Source organism: Lactobacillus hamsteri DSM 5661 = JCM 6256 (assembly GCF_000615445.1).
GTDB classification, from domain to species: Bacteria; Bacillota; Bacilli; order Lactobacillales; family Lactobacillaceae; genus Lactobacillus; species Lactobacillus hamsteri.
In genome coordinates this window covers 1-23,456 of the sequence record NZ_BALY01000030.1, presented here as the reverse complement: position 1 = coordinate 23,456, position 23,456 = coordinate 1, and the positions used below count along the sequence as shown (strand labels likewise).

Annotated in this window: 19 protein-coding genes and 1 pseudogene; 16 read left to right on the top strand and 4 right to left on the bottom strand. The window is 34.0% G+C overall.

Going from position 1 to position 23,456, the window contains the following annotated elements; all coding sequences use genetic code 11:
• The first annotated feature begins 94 nt into the window (after positions 1–94).
• From JCM6256_RS10405 to JCM6256_RS07520, 4 genes and pseudogenes are all read left to right on the top strand, one after another.
• A complete protein-coding gene (locus tag JCM6256_RS10405) occupies positions 95–661 on the top strand; it encodes a DUF4767 domain-containing protein (RefSeq protein WP_051545891.1) in 567 nt (188 codons plus the stop codon).
• 128 nt (positions 662–789) lie between these two features.
• The gene (gene coaBC / locus JCM6256_RS07530; protein WP_025081124.1) at positions 790–1,959 is read left to right on the top strand and encodes a bifunctional phosphopantothenoylcysteine decarboxylase/phosphopantothenate--cysteine ligase CoaBC; all 1,170 of its coding nucleotides are present in this window, start codon (positions 790–792) and stop codon (positions 1,957–1,959) included.
• Positions 1,960–2,303: 344 nt separating this feature from the next.
• Positions 2,304–3,112: pseudogene (gene yidA / locus JCM6256_RS10075) on the top strand (sugar-phosphatase).
• A 79-nt stretch (positions 3,113–3,191) separates the two neighbouring features.
• Positions 3,192–4,157: an NAD(P)-dependent oxidoreductase gene (locus JCM6256_RS07520; RefSeq protein WP_025081123.1), complete on the top strand. Its 966-nt coding sequence runs from the start codon at positions 3,192–3,194 to the stop codon at positions 4,155–4,157.
• A gap of 74 nt (positions 4,158–4,231) precedes the next feature.
• Here JCM6256_RS07520 and JCM6256_RS07515 read toward each other — a convergent pair whose 3' ends face one another.
• Positions 4,232–5,617: an amino acid permease gene (locus JCM6256_RS07515; RefSeq protein WP_025081122.1), complete on the bottom strand. Its 1,386-nt coding sequence runs from the start codon at positions 5,615–5,617 to the stop codon at positions 4,232–4,234.
• Between the two features lie 20 nt (positions 5,618–5,637).
• Positions 5,638–6,252, bottom strand: coding sequence for a DedA family protein (locus tag JCM6256_RS07510; RefSeq protein WP_025081121.1), 615 nt, complete (start codon positions 6,250–6,252; stop codon positions 5,638–5,640).
• A gap of 144 nt (positions 6,253–6,396) precedes the next feature.
• Between JCM6256_RS07510 and uvrC the strand changes: the two genes are divergently transcribed.
• From uvrC to JCM6256_RS07470, 8 genes are all read left to right on the top strand, one after another.
• The gene (gene uvrC, locus JCM6256_RS07505; protein ID WP_025081120.1) at positions 6,397–8,199 is read left to right on the top strand and encodes an excinuclease ABC subunit UvrC; all 1,803 of its coding nucleotides are present in this window, start codon (positions 6,397–6,399) and stop codon (positions 8,197–8,199) included.
• An 80-nt stretch (positions 8,200–8,279) separates the two neighbouring features.
• Positions 8,280–9,587: a GTPase ObgE gene (gene obgE, locus JCM6256_RS07500; protein ID WP_025081119.1), complete on the top strand. Its 1,308-nt coding sequence runs from the start codon at positions 8,280–8,282 to the stop codon at positions 9,585–9,587.
• Between the two features lie 39 nt (positions 9,588–9,626).
• Positions 9,627–11,546, top strand: a complete 1,920-nt coding sequence (locus JCM6256_RS07495) for an acyltransferase family protein (protein WP_025081118.1) — start codon at positions 9,627–9,629, stop codon at positions 11,544–11,546.
• Between the two features lie 12 nt (positions 11,547–11,558).
• Entirely contained in the window at positions 11,559–12,497 is a 939-nt protein-coding gene (gene rnz / locus JCM6256_RS07490; RefSeq protein WP_025081117.1) for a ribonuclease Z, read from the top strand.
• A complete protein-coding gene (locus JCM6256_RS07485) occupies positions 12,494–13,288 on the top strand; it encodes an SDR family NAD(P)-dependent oxidoreductase (RefSeq protein ID WP_025081116.1) in 795 nt (264 codons plus the stop codon). The genes rnz and JCM6256_RS07485 overlap by 4 nt, the downstream gene beginning before the upstream one ends.
• A gap of 6 nt (positions 13,289–13,294) precedes the next feature.
• Positions 13,295–13,522, top strand: a complete 228-nt coding sequence (locus JCM6256_RS07480) for a lipopolysaccharide assembly protein LapA domain-containing protein (protein ID WP_420835904.1) — start codon at positions 13,295–13,297, stop codon at positions 13,520–13,522.
• Positions 13,523–13,632: 110 nt separating this feature from the next.
• Entirely contained in the window at positions 13,633–13,824 is a 192-nt protein-coding gene (gene rpmF, locus JCM6256_RS07475) for a 50S ribosomal protein L32 (protein ID WP_025081114.1), read from the top strand.
• A gap of 63 nt (positions 13,825–13,887) precedes the next feature.
• Positions 13,888–15,444 carry a bifunctional metallophosphatase/5'-nucleotidase gene (locus JCM6256_RS07470; RefSeq protein WP_025081113.1) on the top strand — a complete coding sequence of 519 codons (1,557 nt, stop codon included), beginning with the start codon at positions 13,888–13,890 and terminating at the stop codon, positions 15,442–15,444.
• A gap of 40 nt (positions 15,445–15,484) precedes the next feature.
• On the opposite strand, the gene JCM6256_RS07465 is transcribed toward JCM6256_RS07470, so the two are convergent.
• On the bottom strand, positions 15,485–15,691 hold the full coding sequence (locus JCM6256_RS07465; RefSeq protein ID WP_025081112.1) for a YjzD family protein: 207 nt from the start codon (positions 15,689–15,691) through the stop codon (positions 15,485–15,487).
• 105 nt (positions 15,692–15,796) lie between these two features.
• On the opposite strand from JCM6256_RS07465, the gene JCM6256_RS07460 reads away from it, so the two are divergent.
• From JCM6256_RS07460 to citX, 4 genes are all read left to right on the top strand, one after another.
• Positions 15,797–18,919, top strand: a complete 3,123-nt coding sequence (locus tag JCM6256_RS07460) for a DNA polymerase III subunit alpha (protein WP_025081111.1) — start codon at positions 15,797–15,799, stop codon at positions 18,917–18,919.
• 152 nt (positions 18,920–19,071) lie between these two features.
• Positions 19,072–20,034 carry a 6-phosphofructokinase gene (pfkA, locus tag JCM6256_RS07455; protein ID WP_025081110.1) on the top strand — a complete coding sequence of 321 codons (963 nt, stop codon included), beginning with the start codon at positions 19,072–19,074 and terminating at the stop codon, positions 20,032–20,034.
• A 28-nt stretch (positions 20,035–20,062) separates the two neighbouring features.
• Complete coding sequence (gene pyk, locus JCM6256_RS07450; protein ID WP_025081109.1) at positions 20,063–21,832, top strand: pyruvate kinase; 1,770 nt, start codon at positions 20,063–20,065, stop codon at positions 21,830–21,832.
• A gap of 90 nt (positions 21,833–21,922) precedes the next feature.
• Positions 21,923–22,462: a citrate lyase holo-[acyl-carrier protein] synthase gene (gene citX / locus JCM6256_RS07445; protein ID WP_025081108.1), complete on the top strand. Its 540-nt coding sequence runs from the start codon at positions 21,923–21,925 to the stop codon at positions 22,460–22,462.
• A gap of 23 nt (positions 22,463–22,485) precedes the next feature.
• Here the strand turns inward: citX and JCM6256_RS07440 are convergent, their stop codons facing one another.
• Complete coding sequence (locus JCM6256_RS07440) at positions 22,486–23,427, bottom strand: sugar-binding transcriptional regulator (RefSeq protein WP_025081107.1); 942 nt, start codon at positions 23,425–23,427, stop codon at positions 22,486–22,488.
• Positions 23,428–23,456: the final 29 nt, after the last annotated feature.

The window sequence follows — 23,456 nt, the reverse complement described above, 5'->3', positions numbered from 1 at the left end:
TATGAAAACGCTGTCAATGGTTTAAAAATTCATTTTCACTTATTTATTGGATTACTTTATAATGAATTTAAAATTATTTTTTTGGAGTATATCAATGAAAAAAAAACTATTATTAGGATTAATTGCATTAGGTTGCTTAACTACGTCGGGATGTAGCATGAGTTTTGAAAAAGATGGAATACATATTAATGATCATCAACAAAATGCTGCAACATCGAAGCAGACAATGAAAATAAAAAAGAAGAAAGTTAAAAATAAAGAAATAGAAAAACGTAAGTTACAAAAAAATGTAAGAAATACTAACGTTAGAAATAAAAAAGACAAGCTAATTTGGTCAACTAAACAAGATAAAGAATTAGAAAAATTTATGATCCAATGGAGTAAATCAATGGGTCAAAAATATACAAAATATTCTACTAAGAATTTAAAAACTTCATCTGGAACAGTTTATCCCTCTGCTTTAGAAAAACGCAGATTTTTACTTAATAAAAAATCAATAAAGATAAGTTGGAATCCTGATGGAAAAAAGAAAACAAATTATAATGTTGTAGCAATTTATAACGATAATTTAAAGGCTCATGGTATGCATATTACGTATTTGTTTACTATTAAGGACAAGCAGGGGATTGTTTTACAAGCAGGGGATTGTTTTAGTAGATGAAGGCAAAAATGTAAATCCTTTAATCTTGCATCAAAGCAAGAATTCTCGATTAAATAAAAAGTTTAAGAAAATAGTTTCAGAAGAATAATTCATACATATTAAATATTATGTAAAGCGGGACCGGAAATATGAAAATATCGGTATATTTAACAGGTGGAATAGCTTGTTATAAAGCAATTGAAGTTGTTCGTGGATTAGAAAAAGCAGGACATGAAGTTAGAATTGTAATGACAAAAAATGCTGAACATTTTGTTACTAGCCATACTTTAGCGGCTTTAACAAAATATCCAGTATTAGATGATTTATGGTCAAAAGAAAATGAAGATAAAATTTCTCATGTTGAACTTGCGCAATGGCCCGATTTGGCGTTAGTTGTCCCTGCAACAGCAAATTTTATTGCAAAGATGGCTTGTGGAATAGCCGATGATGCGGCTTCTACAACTATTTTGGCGACTAGCGCACCTAAGTTTGTGATTCCGGCAATGAATGATCAAATGTGGACTAATCCGGCAACGCAGAGAAATTTAGATTTGTTAAAGCAAGATGGTATTCAAATTATGAAACCAAAGGTTGGGGTTTTGGCAGAAGGATATGTAGCAAAAGGCAGAATGCCTGAGCCTTCAGAAATCTTAACTTGGATGAGTGAAATTATAAAAGACAATGACTGTTTGGCCGGTAAGAAAATTATAGTTACAGCTGGCGGAACAATAGAGCCTATAGATCCTGTACGTTATATCGGTAATTATTCAAGTGGAAAAATGGGAATTGCAATTGCGGAAGCTGCCAAAAAGCAGGGGGCTGATGTTACATTAATTTATGGAAATATTAGCGTATCTATTCCTAAAGGAATCAAATCAATTCATGCAGAAACTACAGAAGATATGGAAAAAGCAGTATTACATGAATTTGTAAATTCTGATGTATTGATAATGGCTGCTGCGGTAGCCGATTGGCGATGCGAAAGAGTTCAAGATCATAAAATTAAGAAACAAAATAATAAAAATGAGTTGAATTTATCATTGATAAAAACAACAGATATTCTTAAAGCTGCATCAAAAATTAAGAATAAAAATCAGATAATCATTGGTTTTGCTGCTGAAACCAATGATCTGCTTGAAAATGCTAATAAGAAGTTAGAAAGTAAAGGGGCTGATTATATAGTAGCTAATGATGTTTCTAAAGATGTTTTTGGCAATGATAATGATCAGGTGACTATTTTGATCAAGCATAAAAAGCCAGAAATTTTGCCCCAAATGTCTAAAAAAAAGGTGGCAGAAGAGATAATCAAGTTACTGTAATAAGATTTGTAACCGAAATGTAATATAACATCGGGAATAAAATTACATTAGTTACTATGAATAAGTACATGTATTGATTTTTATAAAATAACTTAAGGCTTGCAAAGATTGGATTTTGAGCTTGTTATTTATTAAAATATCAGTATGATGAGATGTGGGAATTAAGAGACTGAAGAGAAAGAGTTGACAAGTAAGAGGTCAGCCCTTTTCTTTTTTTACTCTGATTTAATTTACATAATTATTTTCATGTAATAAATATAGAGTTAAAATACTTATAGTTAATTTGAAATTTGAAGTATTACCATACATGGTGATACTTTCTTTTTATTTATGATGGAAGAAAAATGTCAGATATAAAATTAATTGCTATTGATATTGATGGAACGTTAGTTAATTCGAAAAAAGAGATAACCTCTAAAGTTAGAGAAACAATTGCAAAAGCCAAAATATGGGGAAAAGGATTGTTATTTGTACGGGCCGACCTTTATCGGGAGCACAAAGATATCTTGATGAATTAGGCTTGAATAATAATGATAATGAATATGTTATTAGCTTTAATGGTGCGGTTGTTGAATCAACTAGCGGAAAAGTTATTTTTAAAAAGGGCCTTAGCTATGAGCAATATATCGATTTAGAAACAATAGCACGTAGGCTTGATTTGCATTTTCATGCTGTAGGCTTAAATAGAATTTATACGGCTAATCGAGATTTAGGTCATTATACTATCTATAATTCACGAATTGTTAAGTTGGAAGTTTCTTACCGTACTCAAGAAGAAATGAAAAATATTCCAATAATCAAATGCATGTATGTGGATGCCCCAGATTATTTAGATAATAAAATTAAAGATCCCTTATTTGATACGATTAAAACCAAAGTAACATTGTCAAAAACGGAACCATTTTATTATGAAGCAACTGCAGCAAATGTAGATAAGGGTACAGGATTAAAAGTTTTATGTGATCATCTGGGCGTTAATCGTGAAAATGTAATGGCTTTAGGTGATCAAGCGAACGATATGCCAATGCTTAAGTATGCAGGAATTGGTGTGGCAATGGGAAATGCTGTTGAAATTACTAAAAAGAATGCTGACCAAATTACGCTTGATTGTGATCATGATGGTGTGGCTGCTGCTATCAATAAAATATTGTAATTATGGTAATTTATAGGCAAAGAGTGTATTCTTTAAAAGAATAGTTAATATTATATTGAACTAGATGTAGAGGGATTTTATGAATAAAGCAAAAGTTTTAGTTCTTGGCGGTTTACGAGAAGAAGCTTTAGACGATTTAAAGCAAAATTGTGAAGTAACTATGGGACCTGTTGGCCATCGTATGGATGATGATTACGAATGGGTTGTTGATCATATTGCTGGTTATGATGGTTTAATTGCACCTAAGATGACTATTGATAAAAAGATTCTAGATAATGCAAAGAATTTAAAGATCATTTCTACATATGGTGTTGGTTTTGATCACATTGATGTTGATTATGCTAAGCAAAAGGGAATTGTTGTTTCAAATTGTCCAAAAAGCGTAACTCGTCCAACAGCAGAATTAGCTTTGGCAATGATTTTAGCTTGTGCAAGAAGATTGCATTTCTATGATCATAGTTTACGTGAAGGTGCATTTTTAGATGTAAATGAATATGATAACCAAGGCTTTAGTATTGAAGGAAAAACTTTGGGTATTTTAGGTATGGGCCGTATTGGTCAATTAGTTGCTCAATTTGGTCAAATGCTTGGTATGAACATTATTTATCATAATCGTCATCAAGTAGCTACAGAAATTGAAGATAAGGTAAATGCTAAGTATGTCGATTTTGATACTTTAATTAAAGAAAGCGACTTTTTAACTATTCATCTTCCTGCAACTGATGAAACTGAACATATCATTGATAGTGATGTATTAAAGAAGATGAAATCAACCGCCTTTTTAATTAATGTTGCTCGTGGCAGTTTAGTGGATCAAATGGCTTTGGTTAAGGCCTTGAAGACCGCTGAAATTGCAGGAGCTGGCCTTGATGTTTTGGAAAATGAACCTCATATTGATGAAGAATTGGCTGCTTTGGATAATGTAATTATGACGCCGCATGTCGGTTCAGCTACGCATGTCGCAAGACAAAATTTGACTAAAGAAGCATCAGAAAATATTATTTCTTTCTTTGTCAATGGCAAAGCTTTAAATCAAGTAGATTAACTAGATATAGTAAAAAAGAAGTGAGAGACTAGCTCACTTCTTTTTTTATTAAATAAAATAAATTATGTAAAATGCTATTTATTTTTCAATTGACTATGTTTGTAGCCGTAAACAAGATAAATAATAATTCCGAGTAATAACCAAATTCCAGCCATAATATAAACATCTTTATTTAGTTGACACATCATGAAGATACAGAATAGGCCAGAAATAATAGGAACTATAGGATAACCAGGAACTTTAAACCCATCATTAGGAATATCTTTTCGCTTTCTTAATTTTAAAATTCCAAATGACACTAATGTAAATGCAAATAGGGTGCCAAAACTAACAAGATTAGTTAATTGATCAACAGAAAAGAATGCAGCCCCTAAAGCGATAATAATAGTAACAGCCAGTAATGATAGTTGTGGTGAATTATGCTTTTTGTCTAACTTGCTAAAGATGTGAGGTAAAAGACCATCTCTTGCCATTGCATAAATTAATCTTGAGCTAGAATAAATCATCGTTAGCATCATGGTCGCCATTCCCACCATCGCACCTAAGGATAATAGTTCGGCTATCCAACCTTGATGCACGTATTCTAACGCAAAAGCAACAGGATTAGAAATATTTAAATCTTTGTAATTAACCATTCCCGTTAAAACGATCGAAACGCCCATGTATAAAACAACGGCAACTGCAAGAGTTCCGATGATGCCAAATTGCATATTCTTTTGCGGATTTTTAACTTCAGCAGCTGATGCAGAAACAACATCAAAGCCTAAGAAAGCAAAGAAAACTGTCGTTGCACCTTTAATTACACCAGAAGCATGGTAAGGCATAAATGGATGATAATTTACGGGCTTGATGAAATGCAAACCTACGAAAATAAAGATAAGAATGATTGCTATTTTTATTATTACCGCAAGATTATTGATTTTAATAGAACTTTTCATTCCTTGCGCTAATAATAAGGAAATTAAAAGAATTACTGCAATAGCAACAATATCAACGTAAACACCATGAGCAGGATCAAAAGGACCAGATACTGCCTTAGGCAAGACTATTCCAAAAGGCTTAATAAATGAGGTGAAATACGATGACCAACCTGCAGCTACTGTTGCTACAGCTAGCATGTATTCCAAAATTAAAGCCCAACCCATAAGCCAACCAATAGATTCACCATAAATAATGTTTCCATATGAATATGCAGATCCCGCAACAGGAATAGATGAAGCGAATTCTGCATAACACATTCCGGCTAGCGCACAGATAAGCGCTGCAATTAAGAATGATAAGCTAACACCCGGACCAGCTGTTGTAGCAGCAACCGTTCCTGGTAAAATGAATATTCCTGTACCGATGACCGCGCCCACGCCCATGGCGATAAGATCAAAGGCTGTTAAAGTTTTTGAAAATTTTATATCTTCACCTAAATAGGTTTTGACGCTTTGCTTTCTAAAAAGATTTAATTTCATTCACTCAACTCCCCATGTGATTATGAATTTTTTATTCGTTTTTTTCGCCATACATATGCAAAATAAATAATACTGATTGCTAGTAAAATGACGACGATTAGTGAATATTCTTCAAAGATTGTTACGATCACATGCCATTTGCTTCCCATATATGAGCCTAATCCTATTAAAATAGTGTTCCAAATAAGGCTGCCTAAAGTAGTTAAGATAATGAATTTAGGCATATTAACTTGGGCAATTCCCGCTGGAATTGATATTAGGCTTCTAATTACAGGGATGCATCTGCCAAAGAAAATAGCTTTGATACCATGACGATCGAACCATGCGATAGAACGTTTAACGTCATCTTTTTTAAAACCGAGTTTTCTAAAGAGCTGATGATCAAGTAAACGTTCTAAACGTTCTTCGTTTAAAAGAGTGCCAATCCAATATAGAATTAAAGCCCCGATAACAGCCCCAATTGTTGACGCAATTACTAAGCCAAAGATTGTCATTTGAGTTTTATGAGTCATAAAACCGCTAAATGATAAAATAACTTCAGAAGGAATTGGTGGAAAAACGTTTTCTATGGCAATCATTAGAGCAACAGCCCAATAGCCAAACTGATCAATGAATGAAAAAATCCATGTGGTCATAAAAATCTCCTTAAAATTATATTATCTATTAATATAGCAGAAAAGCTAGGTTAGATCTATCTTTATCTTGTTGAAAGCTTTCTACAGAGCAGATCTTAATTAATATGTTAAAATTTAATATGCAAATTTTAGGGAGTGAATTTTTTGGCAACTGAATTAATTGAAAATAAATTAAAACTTTTACCTGAAAAGCCAGGCTGCTATTTAATGAAAGATATTAATGGCACGGTAATTTATGTTGGTAAATCAAAAAATTTAAAAAATCGGGTACGTTCTTATTTTAAAAGCAAGCAGGTTGGCAGAAGAGCAGAATTAGTTGAAAATATTAGGGATTATGACATTATTACTGTTTCAACTGATAAAGAAGCGTTTTTACTTGAGATTACGTTAATAAAAAAATATCAACCTTATTATAATGTGCAATTAAAAGAAGGAACGGGGTATCCTTATATTGAAATTACCCATGAGCATGATCCACAAACCCGTTTAACAAGCGTGGTTCATAAAGATAATGGTTATTATTTTGGTCCTTATCCTAATGTTTATGCTGCACAAGCTACGCTAAAATTTATTCAAAAGGTCTTTCCGTTAAGACGATGCAATGGTTATCAAGGCAGACCATGTCTCTACTATCACATGGGACAATGTTTAGGGGCATGTTTTAAAAAAGTACCGCAAAAAGAATACGATGAACAAATTAAGAAAATAAAGAGCTTCTTAAATGGTGATATTGGTTGGGTGCGACAAGATCTAACGCAAAAAATGGAAGAAGCCTCAGCTAATTTAGAATTTGAACGAGCAGCAGAAATTCGTGATCAGCTTAAATATATTGAGGAAACTGTTGAAAAACAAAAAATCATTTCAAATGATAATACGCAACGTGATATCTTTAATTTTTACGTTGATAAATCATGGTTGTCTATTCAAATCTTTTTCTTGCGTCAGGCTAAATTGCTTAGACGAGAAACGAGAATGTTTCCATTAACTGATATGACTGATCCAGAAGATGAATTTGCTTCTTTTATTGTGCAATTTTATGGTCAAAGAAATCGTGTTTTACCTAAGGAAATATTAGTTCCTGAAGGAATTGATAACCAAGCTTTAGCAGAAGTTCTTCATGTTACTGTAAGAACACCAAAGCGTGGCCAAAAGAAATCACTTCTTGAAATGGCACATGACAATGCAAAATTGAAGCTTGATGATAAGTTCCGTTTGCTTGAATTAGGAAATCGAAAGACTAAGGGTGCACAAAAGGAAATTTTTGATGCATTAGGTTTACCATATGGTCATGTTATAGAAAGTTTTGACCATTCACATATTCAAGGAGCGGATCCTGTATCAGCTTTAGTTGTTTTTAAAGATGGTGAGCCAGATAAGACTTCATATCGTAAATTTAAGCTGAAAGGTGAAGTTGAGCATCAAAATGGTGGCGATGAAGTTAGAAATACGCGTGAAGTTGTTCGACGCAGATATGGCCGACTTTTACGAGAACATAAGAAAATGCCGGATTTAATCTTAATGGATGGTGGGCAAATTCAAGTTGACGCTTGCTTAGATGTATTACGTAACGAATTAGATGTGAATATTCCGGTCGCCGGAATGGTAAAGGATGATAAACACCGTACGAATCATTTATTATTTGGTGATCCTATAAATGGTGTTCCCCTAAGGCTGATTCCTCTTGACCCTAAATCACAAGGATTTTATTTGATGACAAGAATTCAAGATGAAGTACACCGTTTTGCAATTACATTTCATAGACGGACTCATGCTAAAAATGCATTATCAAGTCGTCTTGATTCAATAAAGGGCATAGGCCCTAAGAGTAGAAATAAACTATTACGAAAATTTGGTTCATTAAAGAAAATAAAAGAAGCATCTATTGATGAATTACGTGATGCAGGTTTATCATTAACTCAAGCACAATCTGTAAAATTAAGTTTGTAAAATACTAAAGAATAGCTATTATGTCGCTATTTTTATGGTATGATATTTAAGTTAGATAAAGACGGAAGGAGAAATTTAACATGCCAACATTTGTTGATCAAACTAAAATTGAAGTTCAAGCTGGTAAAGGCGGGGACGGCATGGTTGCTTTCCGCCATGAAAAATATGTTCCTAATGGTGGTCCAGCCGGAGGCGACGGTGGTCGCGGTGGCAGCATTATCTTTGTTGCTGATTCTGGTTTGCGTACATTAATGGATTTCCGTTATCGAAGAAAATTCAAGGCAGATAGCGGTGAAAATGGACGAATTAAATCTCAATACGGTAGAGCTGCTAAGGATCTCTATTTAAAAGTTCCTGTAGGTACTACTGTTTATGATTTTAATACTGGCGAATTAATAGGTGACTTAGTTAAAAATAAGCAAGAGTTAGTTGTAGCTCACGGTGGTCGCGGTGGCCGTGGTAATATTCACTTTGCTAATAGTGTGAACACTGCTCCGGAAATTGCTGAAAACGGTGAACCGGGTGAAGATCGTGTTTTACGTCTTGAATTAAAGATGTTAGCCGATGTCGGTTTGGTGGGCTTCCCATCAGTTGGTAAGTCTACTTTGCTTTCGGTGGTTACTAAGGCCAAGCCAAAGATTGCAGCTTATTCATTTACTACTTTGACACCAAATTTGGGAATGGTAATTCTGCCAGACGGTCGAGATTTTTCTATGGCGGATTTACCAGGATTAATTGAAGGTGCGAGTCAAGGTGTAGGTTTAGGTATCCAATTCTTACGACACATTGAAAGAACTAAGGTTATTCTACATTTGGTTTCAATGGATCCTAATAATGGTCGTGAAGCGATTGAAGACTATAAGACTATAAGAAAAGAACTTGCAAGTTACACTGAAGACTTATCCCAAAAACGTGAGTTAATTGTAGCAACTCAAATGGATATTCCAGGTTCAGAAGAAAAATTTGAAGAGTTTAAGAAAGCTCTTAAAGAAGAGAATATTGATGAACCAGTTTATGCAATATCCAGTGTTACTCACAAAGGCGTAGATAAGTTAATGCAAGATACAGCCAGTTTGGTTGAAGAAGTCGAAAAGCAAAAAGCCGAAGAAGAACCTAAACTTGTTGTTCAAGAAACTAAAGAGTACAAATACAAAGCTCCTAAGAAAAACGAGTTTACTGTTGAAAAGGTTGGAGAACATGAATTTGTTGTCACGGGTGAAGGTCTTGAGCGCTTAGTACAAATGACAAACTTAGATCACCAAGATGGTATCATGCTTTTGGCACGTAAGTTGAAGAACTTGGGTGTTGATGATGCTTTGCGCAATAAAGGTGCAGTTGATGGTGATGATGTTGCAATTGGCGACTTTAATTTTGAATTTGTGCAATAAATTTACTTTAAACATTAAGATTGAGAAGTTTTATATAGTATGAAAAAGAATCGGTTTATTACAGGATATTCTGGACTTAGAGCGTTAGCGGTAATTGGGGTGATTTTGTATCACTTAAATCCTAATACTTTTATTGGAGGTTATCTTGGGGTGCCGATTTTTTTGGTGCTTTCAGGATATTTAGTTACTGATCATATTTTAAAATCTTATCGTGAAACTGGGACATATGATAATAAGCATTTTTATTTAACGAGAGTAAAAAGGCTATATCCTCAATTGATTACAGTTTTATGGATGGGCGCAGCTTGGATAGTTTTGTTTCAGCGCAATTTGTTGGCAAAATTAAATCAAATAGTTTTAGCCAATTTGTTAAATGTCTATAATTTTTGGCAGATTTCTAATGGACAGAGCTATTTTGAACGATTTGCTGCGAATGAATCGCCCTTTACTCATTTATGGACAATGTCGATTGAAGGGCAATTTTATATTTTGTGGCCAATCGTCATGTTCTTATTAGTTAAATTTGTAAAATCTAAAAAGAAAATTTTTGGATTTTTAATGGTACTTTCGTTAATTTCAGCGATTGAAATGACAGCTTTATATTATATGAAAGCTGATATTAATCGTATTTATTATGGTACAGATACTAGGTTCTTTGCATTAGGCTTAGGTGCCGCTTTAGCAGTAGTTTGGCCAATTGAAGAATTGAAAGCCAATATTTCAAAGATTGATTCTTTAACTTTAGATGCTACAGGATTGTTTGCTTTTGCAGGTATGATTACCATGTTTTTAAGCAGTATTATGAATCCTCAAGAGGCATTTACTTATAGTGGAGGGATGTTAATCTTTACTATTTTGACTACGGTGATGGTAGCAATTATTGCTCATCCAGGAAGTCATTGGAATCAAATCTTAACTAATCCTGTTTTTAATTGGATAGGTTCTAGAAGCTATGCGATTTACTTGTATCAGTTTCCTGTAATGATTTTCTTTGAAGATAAATTTAACGATTTGGCTGATCATGCAACTTTGTATCATGTTATTGAGATTATTATTATTTTAATTCTTAGTGAAGTTACTTACCGTTTAGTTGAAAAACCAATGGGTAAGGTCACATTTGAAAAAACAAAGTTATTCTTTAAAGAAGTATTTAGCAATACGCAGAATGATTATTCTAAAAAAATTAAAGCAGGAATTGCATTCTTAATTTTAGTTATCGGAAGTATTGGTATTGTCATTTCTCCAAACGCTAAGGCAATTGATTTTAATAAGACGCAATTAGCAAAGAGGATAAAATCAAATCAACAAGCACAAGCAGAAGATAATAAAAAAATAATTGCTAAAATTAAAAAAGAAAAGAAAAAAGAAAAAAAGGATAGCAATATCGTTAAGGAAGCAAAAAAGAATGCCCAAAGACATCCTGTAAATAAATCATTTACTAAATATGGAATTTCGCAGTTAGATTTGCAATTAGCACAAAAAATAAATGTAACTGCTGTAGGTGATTCCGTTATGGCAGGATCTAGTGATGATTTAAAGAAATTAATGCCTAAGGCATTAATTGACGCGGCTGTTTCAAGACAATTAAATGTAGCATTTAGTTTAATTGATAATTATCGAAATCAAGGAGTATTGGCTGATAATGTTTTAATTGGTTTAGGAACTAACGGCCCATTTCCAATGAGGGATTTGGATGAATTAATGCATAAAATTGGACCTAAGCGTCATGTTTTTTGGATTAATACGCATGTTCCAACACGTCAATGGCAGGGACAAGTTAATGACTTGCTAAATAAGGCTTCTAAACGTTATCATAATCTTACAGTGATAAATTGGTATGGTTATTCTAAGAATCATCCAAATTGGTTTTACAACGATAAAACTCATCCAAATATAACTGGATCGAAGTATTACAGTGCATATATTGTCAAAAATATAGTTGAACATTCAAAGTTTTAGAATAGGGATTTCATGGAAATAGAATTTTTAGGTACGGGAGCAGGTCAGCCTTCAAAACAAAGAAATGTAGCTAGCTTAGCTCTAAAATTATTGGATGAACTTAATGAGATTTGGTTGTTTGATGTTGGTGAAGCGACACAGCATCAAATTTTGAAAACAAATATTCGTTTAAGAAAAGTAACACGAATTTTTATTTCACATAATCATGGTGATCATATTTTTGGACTACCTGGGTTATTAGCGACGCGATCCTTTCAAGGCGATGTAGGTCCATTAACTATTTATGGCCCTCCAGGTCTTGAACAATTCGTAAGAACTTCATTGCGAGTGTCACGTACCAAAGTTTCTTATCCAATTAAATTTGTAGAATTAACAGAAGGCGGACTGATTTATCGGGGACAAGGATTTAAGGTGTATACTGATAAATTAGATCATAGAGTGCCAAGCTTTGGATATCGAGTTGTTGAAGATTCCAGACCTGGTGAATTGTTAATGGATAAGCTTGCTCAATATCATATTCCTAATGGTCCATTATTAGGAAAATTAAAGAATGGTGAACAGATTGCTTTGAGTGATGGAACCGTTATTAATGGAAAGGACTTTTTAGGACCTGAAAGAGCAGGAAGAATTATATCAATTATTTATGATACGCGTTCAACACCAAGTATTGCTAAATTGGCTGAAAATGCTGATGTATTGGTACATGAATCAACTTTTGCTGGAAATGAAGCTAAATTAGCGCATTCATATTATCATTCAACAGCAGTTGAAGCAGCTGAAGTTGCGCGCGATAATGGAGTTAAGCAATTGTGTTTAGATCATATTTCTGCTCGATATCTTGGCAATAAAGCTAAGCGATTAGAAAAGCAAGCACAAAAAGTATTTCCAAATACAAAATTAGTTAATGATTTTGATCAAATTTTAATTCCAATGAAAGGAACAGAAAAATGAGTGATTCATTGAGAAATAAAGTTGTTGTTGTTACAGGTGCTTCAAGTGGCATTGGTCGTTCTATCGCTCTGGAAAGTGCGGGACGTGGAGCAACTGTTGTTTTGATTGCTAGAAATGAACAGCGTTTAAATGATATTGCCGCAGAAGCAAAGGAACTTTCAGGCGTAAATGCTTTTGTTTTTCCTACAGATATGGGTAAATCAGATGAAATTGAAGACACCTTTAAGAAAATCATTACTTCTGTAAAGCATATTGACTTTTTAGTTAATTGTGCGGGATTTGGTAAATTTGAAACATTTATGGATAGTAGCATGCAAGATGCAACTAATATGTTCCAGGTTAATGTTTTAGGATTAATGTACTTTACTCGTTTAATTGGTAGAGTAATGATGGAAGAAAAGACAGGACAGATTGTCAATTTTGGTTCAATTGCTGGAAAAGTTCCAACAACTAAATCAGCAGCTTATAGTGCATCAAAGGCAGCTGTAATTCAATTTTCTAATGTTTTACGCCTTGAATTGATGCCATTTGGCGTAAAAGTTATGACAGTTAATCCAGGTCCTGTTTATACTAACTTCTTTAATATTGCCGATAAGACTGGCAATTATGTTAAGAATGTTGAAGAATTTATGCTTGATCCTGATGATGTTGCTTGGCAAGTTGTTCATTACTTCGGAAGCAATAAGCGAGAACTTAATTTGCCAATTAGTTTAGCTGTTGCTGCTAAGCTTTATAACTTATTCCCTGCAATTGGAGATAAGCTTTCATTAATGTTTGCCTCAAGAAAGTAGGAAATAATGAAAGATATAGAGAAAAAACGACAAATTAATTTAATCATTAGCCTGGTCGTGGCTTTAATTGCAATAATTTTTATTGTGTTAAATACTAACCCAGTTGCGATTAGTTTTGGCTTTTTTAAAGTAAAGTTACCATTAATTGTTGTATTGGCAGTAATGGTAATAATTGGTATTTTATTAGGATGGTTTATGGGTCAAGATAAGGTTTTTAATAAAAAGAAAGACTAATAATCTTGATTTATGAAGGATTCAATAGTATCATTGAAACATATGAGTGATTCACCTTACTGCTTGCAGTAAGGCTGAAGCTTAAGTCTACAATAAAGGAGATCAATCAAATGGCAGTACCTGCAAGACATACTTCTAAGCAAAAGAAACGTTCACGTCGTGGTCACATTAAGTTGAGTGTTCCAGCAATGCACTATGATGCAACTACTGGTGAATACCGTTTAAGCCACCGTGTTTCACCTAAGGGTTATTACAAGGGTCGTCAAGTTGCTAACGAAAACAACGAAAACGGCAATAACTAATAATTAAAGGACACCCGGTATTAAGGTGTCTTTTTTTATGCCTATTTTTAGAAGGATAAATTTATGAAATTAGTATTTTTACATTCTAGTGATACTCATGGCTTTTTATTGCCAACAGATTATCAAAATAAAGGCGAATACAATGCGCCATTTAGTTTAAGTAGAGTTAGTTCCGCAATTAAAGCAGAAAAGCAAAAATATGGTGCTGATAATGTTGTTGTTACCGATTCAGGAGATTGCTTGCAAGGATCTCCACTTGCTTCATATGCGCATTCTACAGGTGATTTTTCAGATTTAGCAACCTTTACAGAAGCATATAATGAAGTAGGTTATGATGCACGTTGCCTTGGTAACCATGATTTCAATTTTGGTTTAGATTATTTAACTTACTATATTGATAATAATAAAGCGCCAATGATTAATGATAATATTCTTGATGAAGAAACCAATGTACCAGCTTTTGGTAGAGAATATACAATCATTGAAAAGAACGGTATAAAGATTGGTCTTTTAGGTATTACTACTCAATATATTCCACATTGGGAACCTAAAGAACATATTGAAGGTTTAAAATTTGTTTCAGCTTTTGATAAAATCAAACATTATGCAAAAATTTTACGTCCCCAAGTTGATGTTTTGGCTGTAATGTATCATGGTGGATTTGAAAGTGATCCAGAAACTGGTAAGGTTACAGAACCTCATCGTGGTGAAAATGAAGGTTACAAGATTTTAACTGAGATTCCAGAGGTCGATGTTTTCTTAACTGGTCACCAACACCGTCGCTTAAATGTAGTAACTAAAGACACAGCAATTGTTCAACCTGGTTATCGTGGTGAGGCTGTTGCTGAAGTTGTCTTAGATATTGACGATGAAACTAAAAAAATTAAGGATATGTCCACTAAGTTAATCGATACTAAAGACTATGATCCTGATCCTAAGATTGTTGATATCGTTAAAAATCTGGATGAAAGAACTCAAAAATGGTTAGATAAGCCTCTTGCTAAGTTAAGTGAACCAGCTCCAATTGAAAATGCTATGAAGGGCAGAATTGAAGGAGCTCCATTTATCAATTTGCTTCAACAAATGCAATTATGGTTTACAGATGCTGATGTTTCAGCAACTGCTGTAATGAGCGAAAAAGCAAAGGGATTTGGTAAAGAAGTAACTATGCGAGATGTTCTTTTAAACTATCCGTATGCTAACCAACTTTGTCGTGTAAAGCTTACTGGTAAAGAACTTCGTCATATTATTGAACACAGTGCAGGATTTTTGAAGAAGGATGAAAATGGTAAGATCTCATTCTTAGAAAGATGGATTAAACCAAAGCCAGAACTTTACCATTTTGATGTCTTTTATCCTGTTGAATATGAAGCAGATTTGTCTAAACCTGAAGGTGAACGACTTACTAAGCTTACTTTGAACGGTAAGCCACTCGATGATGATAAGATTTATCACTTGGCTGTAAATAATTATCGGGCTATGGGTGGAGGTTTCTATCCAGAATACAGCATGGATAAGATTGAATTTGCTTTAGATAAAGATTATGTGCAAATGTTTACTGAATATTTGACGCACGCTGATGTTAAAGTAGATACAAAGAAAAATTATCGTTTCTATTAAGCAAAAAAATAACCGCTAGCTTTTAAGCTAGCGGTTTTTATTATTTAAGCTTTGAATATTCACTTTTATCTTTGTGTGAATGAGCGGTAATGGTTGGGATGATTGCTGCAAAGAGGATACCAAAAACAATACCAATAATAAGTGCTTCTTTAGGCTCAAATGCACTTTGAGTTAAAGGTGCAGCGATAAAGCCGATAACCATCATGTAGATAACGCTCCAAATAATAGTAACAATATAGCGACCCATAGTTATTCCTTCTTTCATTACAAGAATTTTATCAAAATTAGACTTTGTTTTCAAACTAAGAAGTTACTATTTGGTATACTTGATGATAAGAAAGGTGGCAGAAAAATGAAAATTGCATCATTACAAAATTTAAGTACTTTTACATTATTGGAAAGTCCGACAAGGGTTAAAGATTTATTATCTGCTGCCAAAAATAAGGGCTATGAAGCAGTAGCTTTAACGGATATTAATGTAACTTATGGTTTGGTTAATTTTTATGAACTTGCTAAAGAAGTAGGGATAAAAGCCTTGCTTGGGATGCAGGTGCGAGTTAATGGATTGATTAATAGTACAGATAAATATGATTTGATTGTTTTGGCTAAGAATAATAATGGCTATAAAAACATTTTGAAATTATCGAGTGCTATTAATTTGCTTACAGAAAATGATCAAAATAATAAGATCTTAACTTTGAAGGAATTGACTAAATATTTTGGAGATTTAGAAATTATTATACCAGCCAATATGCATAGTGAATTGTTGATGCTATGCGAGCAAAATGAATCATTGGGTAGTGAATACATTCGTGATCTTCAAAAAATGATTCCAGAATCAAGTTCTTTGTATTTTGGTGTTTATGCGGCTAAGTCTCAACAAAATTACATTAATTATGTAGAAACTTTGTCAAAGCAGTTTAACATACCATTAGTAGCAACTGAAGATACACAATATTTAGAACCACAGGACCAATTTCTCCGTAAAACTTTACGGGCGATAAAAAATGGCAAAAAACTTGAAGATGTAGAATTATTATCTAAACAGAAGGGCTCGCATTATTTAGCTAATACGCAAAGTTTAATCACAAGATATCATGACTTTTATTTAGATAAGGCTATTGATAATACCTGGAAAATTGCAGAAGAATGCAATGCAGAAGTTGTTTTTCAATCACCAGTTTTACCTAAATATCATCAAAATAAATTTGCTTCTTCTCAAGAATACTTGCATTACTTAGCTCAAACTGGTTTGCAAGCTCGTTTTTCTAATCGAGATATTCCTTTAAAATATCAACAGCGTTTAGATTATGAATTGAAAATTATTAACCAAATGGGGTTTGATAATTATTTTTTGATCGTGTGGGATGTCATTAATTATTGCCATCGTGTTGGTATTACAACAGGACCAGGAAGAGGGTCGGCATGTGGATCATTAGTTTCATATTCTTTAAGAATAACAGAAGTAAATCCGCTAAAATATAATTTACTATTTGAGCGTTTTTTAAATCCATCTCGTCATGAAATGCCAGATATTGATTTGGATATTCCAGATAATCGTCGTGATGATGTGATCAAATATATGTATCAAAAATATGGAATGGATCATGCGGCTCAAATTTTGACGTTTGGAACTTTAGCTGCTAAGCAGGCTTTGCGAGATGTCGGCCGTGTATTTAGTTTAAGCATGGTTGAACTTAATAAATGGGCGAGTGCAGTTCCAGTCTCCAAAACTAAGATTGATTTAAAGTCCTCTTATAACCAATCAAGAGAAATGAGACTTTTAGTTGATGCAACACCACTCAATAAATTGCTTTTTCAAACAGCTAAAGCATTGGAGGGCTTGCCAAGACATTATTCTATTCATGCGGCAGGTCTTGTAATTAGTGATGACTCAATTGCGGCAATTTCTGGGTTACAATCTGGACCATTGGGTATTCCTGTTACTCAACAAACTAAAAAATATGTTGAATCTTTAGGATTATTGAAGATAGATTTTTTAGGTTTACGTAACTTAACGATTCTTGGAAATACTTTGGAATTAATTAAAAGTCAGGGAATTAATATTGATCCTAATAAGATCCCTTTGAATGATCAAAGAACATTGGACTTATTTAGAGAAGGCAAAACTGATGCTGTTTTTCAATTTGAATCAAATGGCATCAGAAGAGTTTTACAAAAACTTCATCCCGATAATTTTGAAGATTTAGTTGCGGTTAATGCTCTATACCGTCCAGGTCCAATGCAAAATATTGATACTTTTATTGCAAGAAAAAAGGGAGAAGAACCTGTTCGATATCCTGATGAAAGTTTAAGGCAAATTTTGCAGCCGACTTATGGTATTCTGGTTTATCAAGAACAAGTTATGCAAACTGCACAAATTTTGGCTGGTTTTTCTTTAGGAGAAGCCGATATTTTACGGCGTGCTATGTCTAAAAAAGATCAGCATGTAATTGATCAAGAAAGAAATAAATTTATTTCTGGTGCGATAAAAAATGGTCATGCTAAGGCGGTCGCAGAACGGGTATACAGTTATATTGAACAATTTGCCAACTATGGTTTTAATCGTTCTCATGCAGTAGCTTATACAAAAATTGCCTTTTGGCTAGCATATTTAAAAGTGCACTATCCTGCAGCTTTCTATACAGCTTTGCTTAATTCATCAGGTGCAAGTAGGTTAAAAGCTCAATCATATATTATGCAGGCTCAAGAAGCAGGAATTCGAATTTTGAATCCGGATATTAATCATAGCAAATTGGACTTTTCATTAGAAAATGGCAAAATTTTAGTAGGATTAAAAGCTATTAAAGGCATTAGAGTAGATTTCTTGCAAGAAATCGTTTCTTTGAAAAAGCCATTTAAATCGTTAGATGATTTTTTAAGAAAAATTGATGCAAAATATTTGCAGTTAGAGCCAATTCAAACATTGATTATGGCGGGATGTTTTGATCAGATAAATGATAATCGAAATGAACTATTAGCAAATTGCAAGGATATTATTGAAAATATTCAATTAACCGGACAAAATCTGTCATTATCAGAAAGTTTAGGCGGAGTACCCTTAAAAGAAGTTGATCCACCAACTAATGCTGAAAAAGCTTCAATGGAAGAAAGAGTATTAGGTTTTGCTACAACAACTACTCCATTAGTTGCTGTACAAAAATATGCTCAAAAATTTAATGCTAAAGCGTTGAATAGTTTTGAAGTAAATGAATCTGGAATTGCTGTTGGCAAGTTGATGAGCTTAAAACCTATTAGAACTAAAAAGGGTGCAACAATGGCTTTTGCAGTTTTTGCAGATTCAGGTAGCCAACAGGAAATTATTATTTTTCCTAATATATATGAAAAGATTCATGGCCTTTTGAAAGAAGGGCAAATTTATATCTTAGGAATTAGAGCTCAAAACGATAGGTATGATTCAAGTAAAAAGCAATATTTACTAACGAATTTGAAACTTGTTAATTTTAAAGAATAAATTTGTTAAATTCCTAATGATGAAAACGGTTCCGATAAAAATAGCTAAGAAAAGCTAAAATAAAAGCATTTTTTATGAGATTTTTGAGCAGAAAAATGTTAATATTTAATTGATGTGAGGAATTACACAAATAATCATGATGAGGTGAATTCATGAAACGGATTGGTATTTTAACTAGTGGCGGCGACGCCCCTGGTATGAATGCAGCAATCAGAGCTGTTGCCAAGACTGCTATCCATCACGGATTAGAAGTTGTTGGTATTCGTTATGGCTTTGCCGGCTTAGTTGCAGGTGACTTCATTCCGTTAACTGCGGAAGACGTCGACCATAAGATCAGCCAAGGTGGAACTTTCTTGTATTCTGCTCGTTATCCTGAATTTGCACAAGAAGATGTGCAAAAGAAGGGAGCAGAACAATTAAGAAAGCACGGTATTGATGCTGTTATCGTTATTGGCGGTGACGGATCTTACCACGGTGCTTTAGCCTTGACTCGCCTTGGTATCAATTCAGTAGGTTTACCAGGAACTATCGATAATGATATTCCTTATACTGAATATACCATTGGTTTTGATTCTGCTTGTCGTACTGCTATGGACGCAATCGATAAGATTCGCGACACAGCAAGTAGTCACCACCGCGTATTCATTGTCAATGTAATGGGCCGTGAATGTGGTGATATTGCTATGCGTGTTGGTGTTGCCAGCGGAGCTGATGCAATCGTTATTCCTGAACGTTCTTATGACGTTAAGAAGATTGCTGAAACTCTTAAGCAAGGCTTTGCCGATGGTAAAGACCATGGCCTTGTAGTATTGGCTGAAGGCGTTATGGATGCCGAAGACTTCAAGAATGAACTTTTGAAGTACGGTGACTTTGATGCTCGTGCCAATGTTCTTGGCCATATGCAACGTGGTGGCTCACCAACTGTCGAAGATAGAGTAAATGCTACTAAGATGGGTAATTATGCTGTTAACTTACTTCTCGATGGCAAAGGCGGTTTAGCTGTCGGCATGGAGAATGGTAAGCCAAATACTCACGACATTCTTGATCTTTTTGATGGTAAGCACGAAGGTGACTACTCATTGTTAGATGTTAATGAAGAAATGACTAAGAATTAGTCAATTTTTGGAGAGGATTTTTTAAATAATGAAGAAAACTAAGATTGTTAGTACTTTAGGACCAGCTTCAAACGATATTGAAACTATTACTGCTTTAGCTAAAGCTGGTGCAAACGTATTCCGTTTCAACTTCTCACACGGTGACCACCCAGAACACCTTGCTCGTATGAAGATGGTTCGTCAAGTGGAAAAGGATACTGGTATGCTTCTTGGTATCGACTTGGATACTAAGGGTGCTGAAATCAGAACCACTGAACAAGAAGGCGGCAAGTTCACTATTAACACTGGTGATATGATCCGTGTTTCTATGGACGACACTAAGAAGGGTAACAAGGACATGATCCACGTTACCTACGAAGGTTTGTACGATGATACCCATGTTGGTGGTCACGTATTGATCGATGATGGTTTGGTTGACCTTTTGATCAAGGAAAAGGACGAAGCTAAGAGAGAACTTGTTTGTGAAGCTCAAAACACTGGTTTAATCGGTTCTAAGAAGGGTGTTAACGCACCAGGTGTTGAAATCCGCCTTCCAGGTATCACTGAAAAGGATACTGACGACATTAAGTTCGGTTTACAACACGGTATTAACTTCATTACTGCTTCATTTGCACGTAAGGCTCAAGATATCTTGGACATTCGTGAACTTTGTGAAGAAGCAGGTGCTGACTACGTTAAGATCTTCCCTAAGATTGAATCTCAAGAAGGTATTGACAACGCAGACGAAATCTTACAAGTTTCTGATGGTTTAATGGTTGCTCGTGGTGACATGGGTGTTGAAATTCCATTCATGGAAGTTCCATTTGTACAAAAGAGCTTGATCAAGAAGGCTAACGCACTTGGTAAGCCAGTTATTACTGCTACTCAAATGCTTGACTCAATGCAAGAAAACCCACGTCCAACTCGTGCCGAAGTTTCTGACGTTGCTAACGCTGTTCTTGATGGTACTGACGCAACTATGCTTTCAGGTGAATCAGCAAACGGTTTGTACCCAGTTAAGGCTGTTAAGGCTATGGCTGAAATTGACGAACGTACTGAAAAGCAAATGCTTAAGCGTAACACTTTAGCTCTTCAAAGATTCGAAGAATACAAGGGCTCAAACGTTACTGAAGCTATTGGTGAATCAGTTGTACGTACTGCTCAAGAATTGGGCGTTAAGACTATCATTACTGCAACTAAGTCAGGTTACACTGCACGTATGATTTCTAAGTACCGTCCAAACGCTGATATCCTTGCTATGACCTTTGACGAAAAGATCCAACACTCATTGGGTATCGTTTGGGGTGTAACTCCACTTTTGACTGAAAAGCCTAAGTCAACTGATGACATGTTTGAAAAGGCTGCAGAAGTTGCTAAGGAAAAGGGCTTCGTTAAGGATGGCGACCTTGTAATCATCGTTGCTGGTGTTCCAGTTGGTGAATCAGGTACTACTAACGTAATGAAGTTACAAATCATTGGTAACAAGCTTGCACAAGGTTTAGGTGTAGGTAACGGTTCAGTTGTTGGTAAGGCTGTTGTAGCAAACTCAGCAGAAGAAGCTAACAGCAAGGTTAAGGAAGGCGACATCTTAGTTTCTAAGGTAACCGACCCTGACTACATGCCAGCTATCAAGAAGGCTTCAGGTTTAGTAGTTGAAGCTTCAGGTTTGACTTCACACGCTGCAGTTGTTGGTTTGTCATTAGGTATCCCAGTTGTTGTTGGTACTACTGATGCAACTGACAAGATTTCTGATGGTTCAACTATCACTGTTGACGCTCGTCGTGGTGCTATTTACCAAGGTGAAATCTCAAATCTTTAATTAGCAGTTTAGTTAATTAAAATAATAAAAAATAGTCAGTGGACGCACTGGCTATTTTTTTGTTTTGAAAAAGATTTTGGTGATACTAAATTGAAGTCAATTTTTAAAGAAGGCAAAAAACAGGATATTTCCGCTGTACTTGCAAATAAAGACAAAAGAGTTGCAATGCAAAAAGCGATATTTCAAAAATATCCTGACAAAGTATTAATTGATGTAAAAATGAACATTCCGGGCCCAATTAAAAATAATTATTATCTTGAAAAACTTTTTAATTTGGGGATTAGAAAGTTAGAAAAAGAATTTAAAAATAAGAATTATACTTTAAAGTTAATTGCTAATTGGAATGAAGATTCTGGTACGGAAAATTTTTATGTTATTGATGAAGACATAAAAGATGTTAAATTAATTTGTATTAATTTTGAAGATAAGACAGATTTAGGTCGTCTCTTTGATGCAGATGTTTTGATAAAAGATAAACGAATGGCAATTTCTCGAAAGGATCTTAATTTACCAGTTCGGAAATGTTTTATTTGTAATAAACCGGCTAAAGAATGTGCACGTTCAAGAAAGCATTCAGTAGTAGACCTTCAAAATTATATTTCTAATATCTATTGGGGAAATTTAGAGTAAAAAAATAAGGACAGATTTTGTCCTTATTTTTTATTTTCAGCTAGGATCCGTTTAGCAATACTTTCGTTAGTAACTAAGTGAGTAATAATACCACTTCTGAGGGCACCGAGTAAGGCTTGTGTCTTAAAACGATTTTTTACGATAGTAAATCGAATAGGAATATTTTTAATTTCTTTTAAAGTAATACCACATGTACGATTATCAAAGTTTCCTAGGAAATTACCATTAATATCATATGGTCTACCATAAATCATCCCAACAATTTGATTAGTATCAATATTTTTAAAAATATTTTCTTTATAATTTTGTTCCATATACTTATTTACAGTAAATGAATCAAACGTTCCTAAACCCGAAATTATTAAATCTAATTTTTGATAATAATCATCAAGTGTTTTATAAAAAGGTTCATTTTGGATATCTTTTAAAAAATTAGGATGTAAGACGTAAAGTGGAGCAGGTAATCCAAAATGGATAGCACCATACTTTTTTGCGGCAATTTGTACTAAAGAATTTTTTCTTAAATCCGAATTAATTGGTTGGCCTAATAGTTGAACAAATGCTAAATCAGGTCGTTTCTCTTCATTAAAATTATTAATTATATCCCGTAAAAGAGTTCCCCAAGTAATACCTACATTTTTGGAAGATTTTATATAGGCTTGAACTTGGTTAGCGGCATAAGTAACGATGGCTTCATTATCTTGATTGGTAGTTTCTAAATCGGATAAAATAATAGCTTCTTTTAATCTAAATAGATTTTTAAAATTACGTTCAAGGTCTTCACGTCTTTTTACGCCACAATTGATTGAAATTTTAACAATTCCATTTTTTTCTGCTTCATTAAGTGCTTTGGTAATTAAGTAACGTGATAAATTATATTTTTTAGAAATATCTCCAATATTAAACTTATTTAAATAAAAATCATGTGCGATATTTGCAAGATCTTCATTAGTTAATTGCGTCATTTTTCTCCTTTGTTACCTCTATTTTTAAA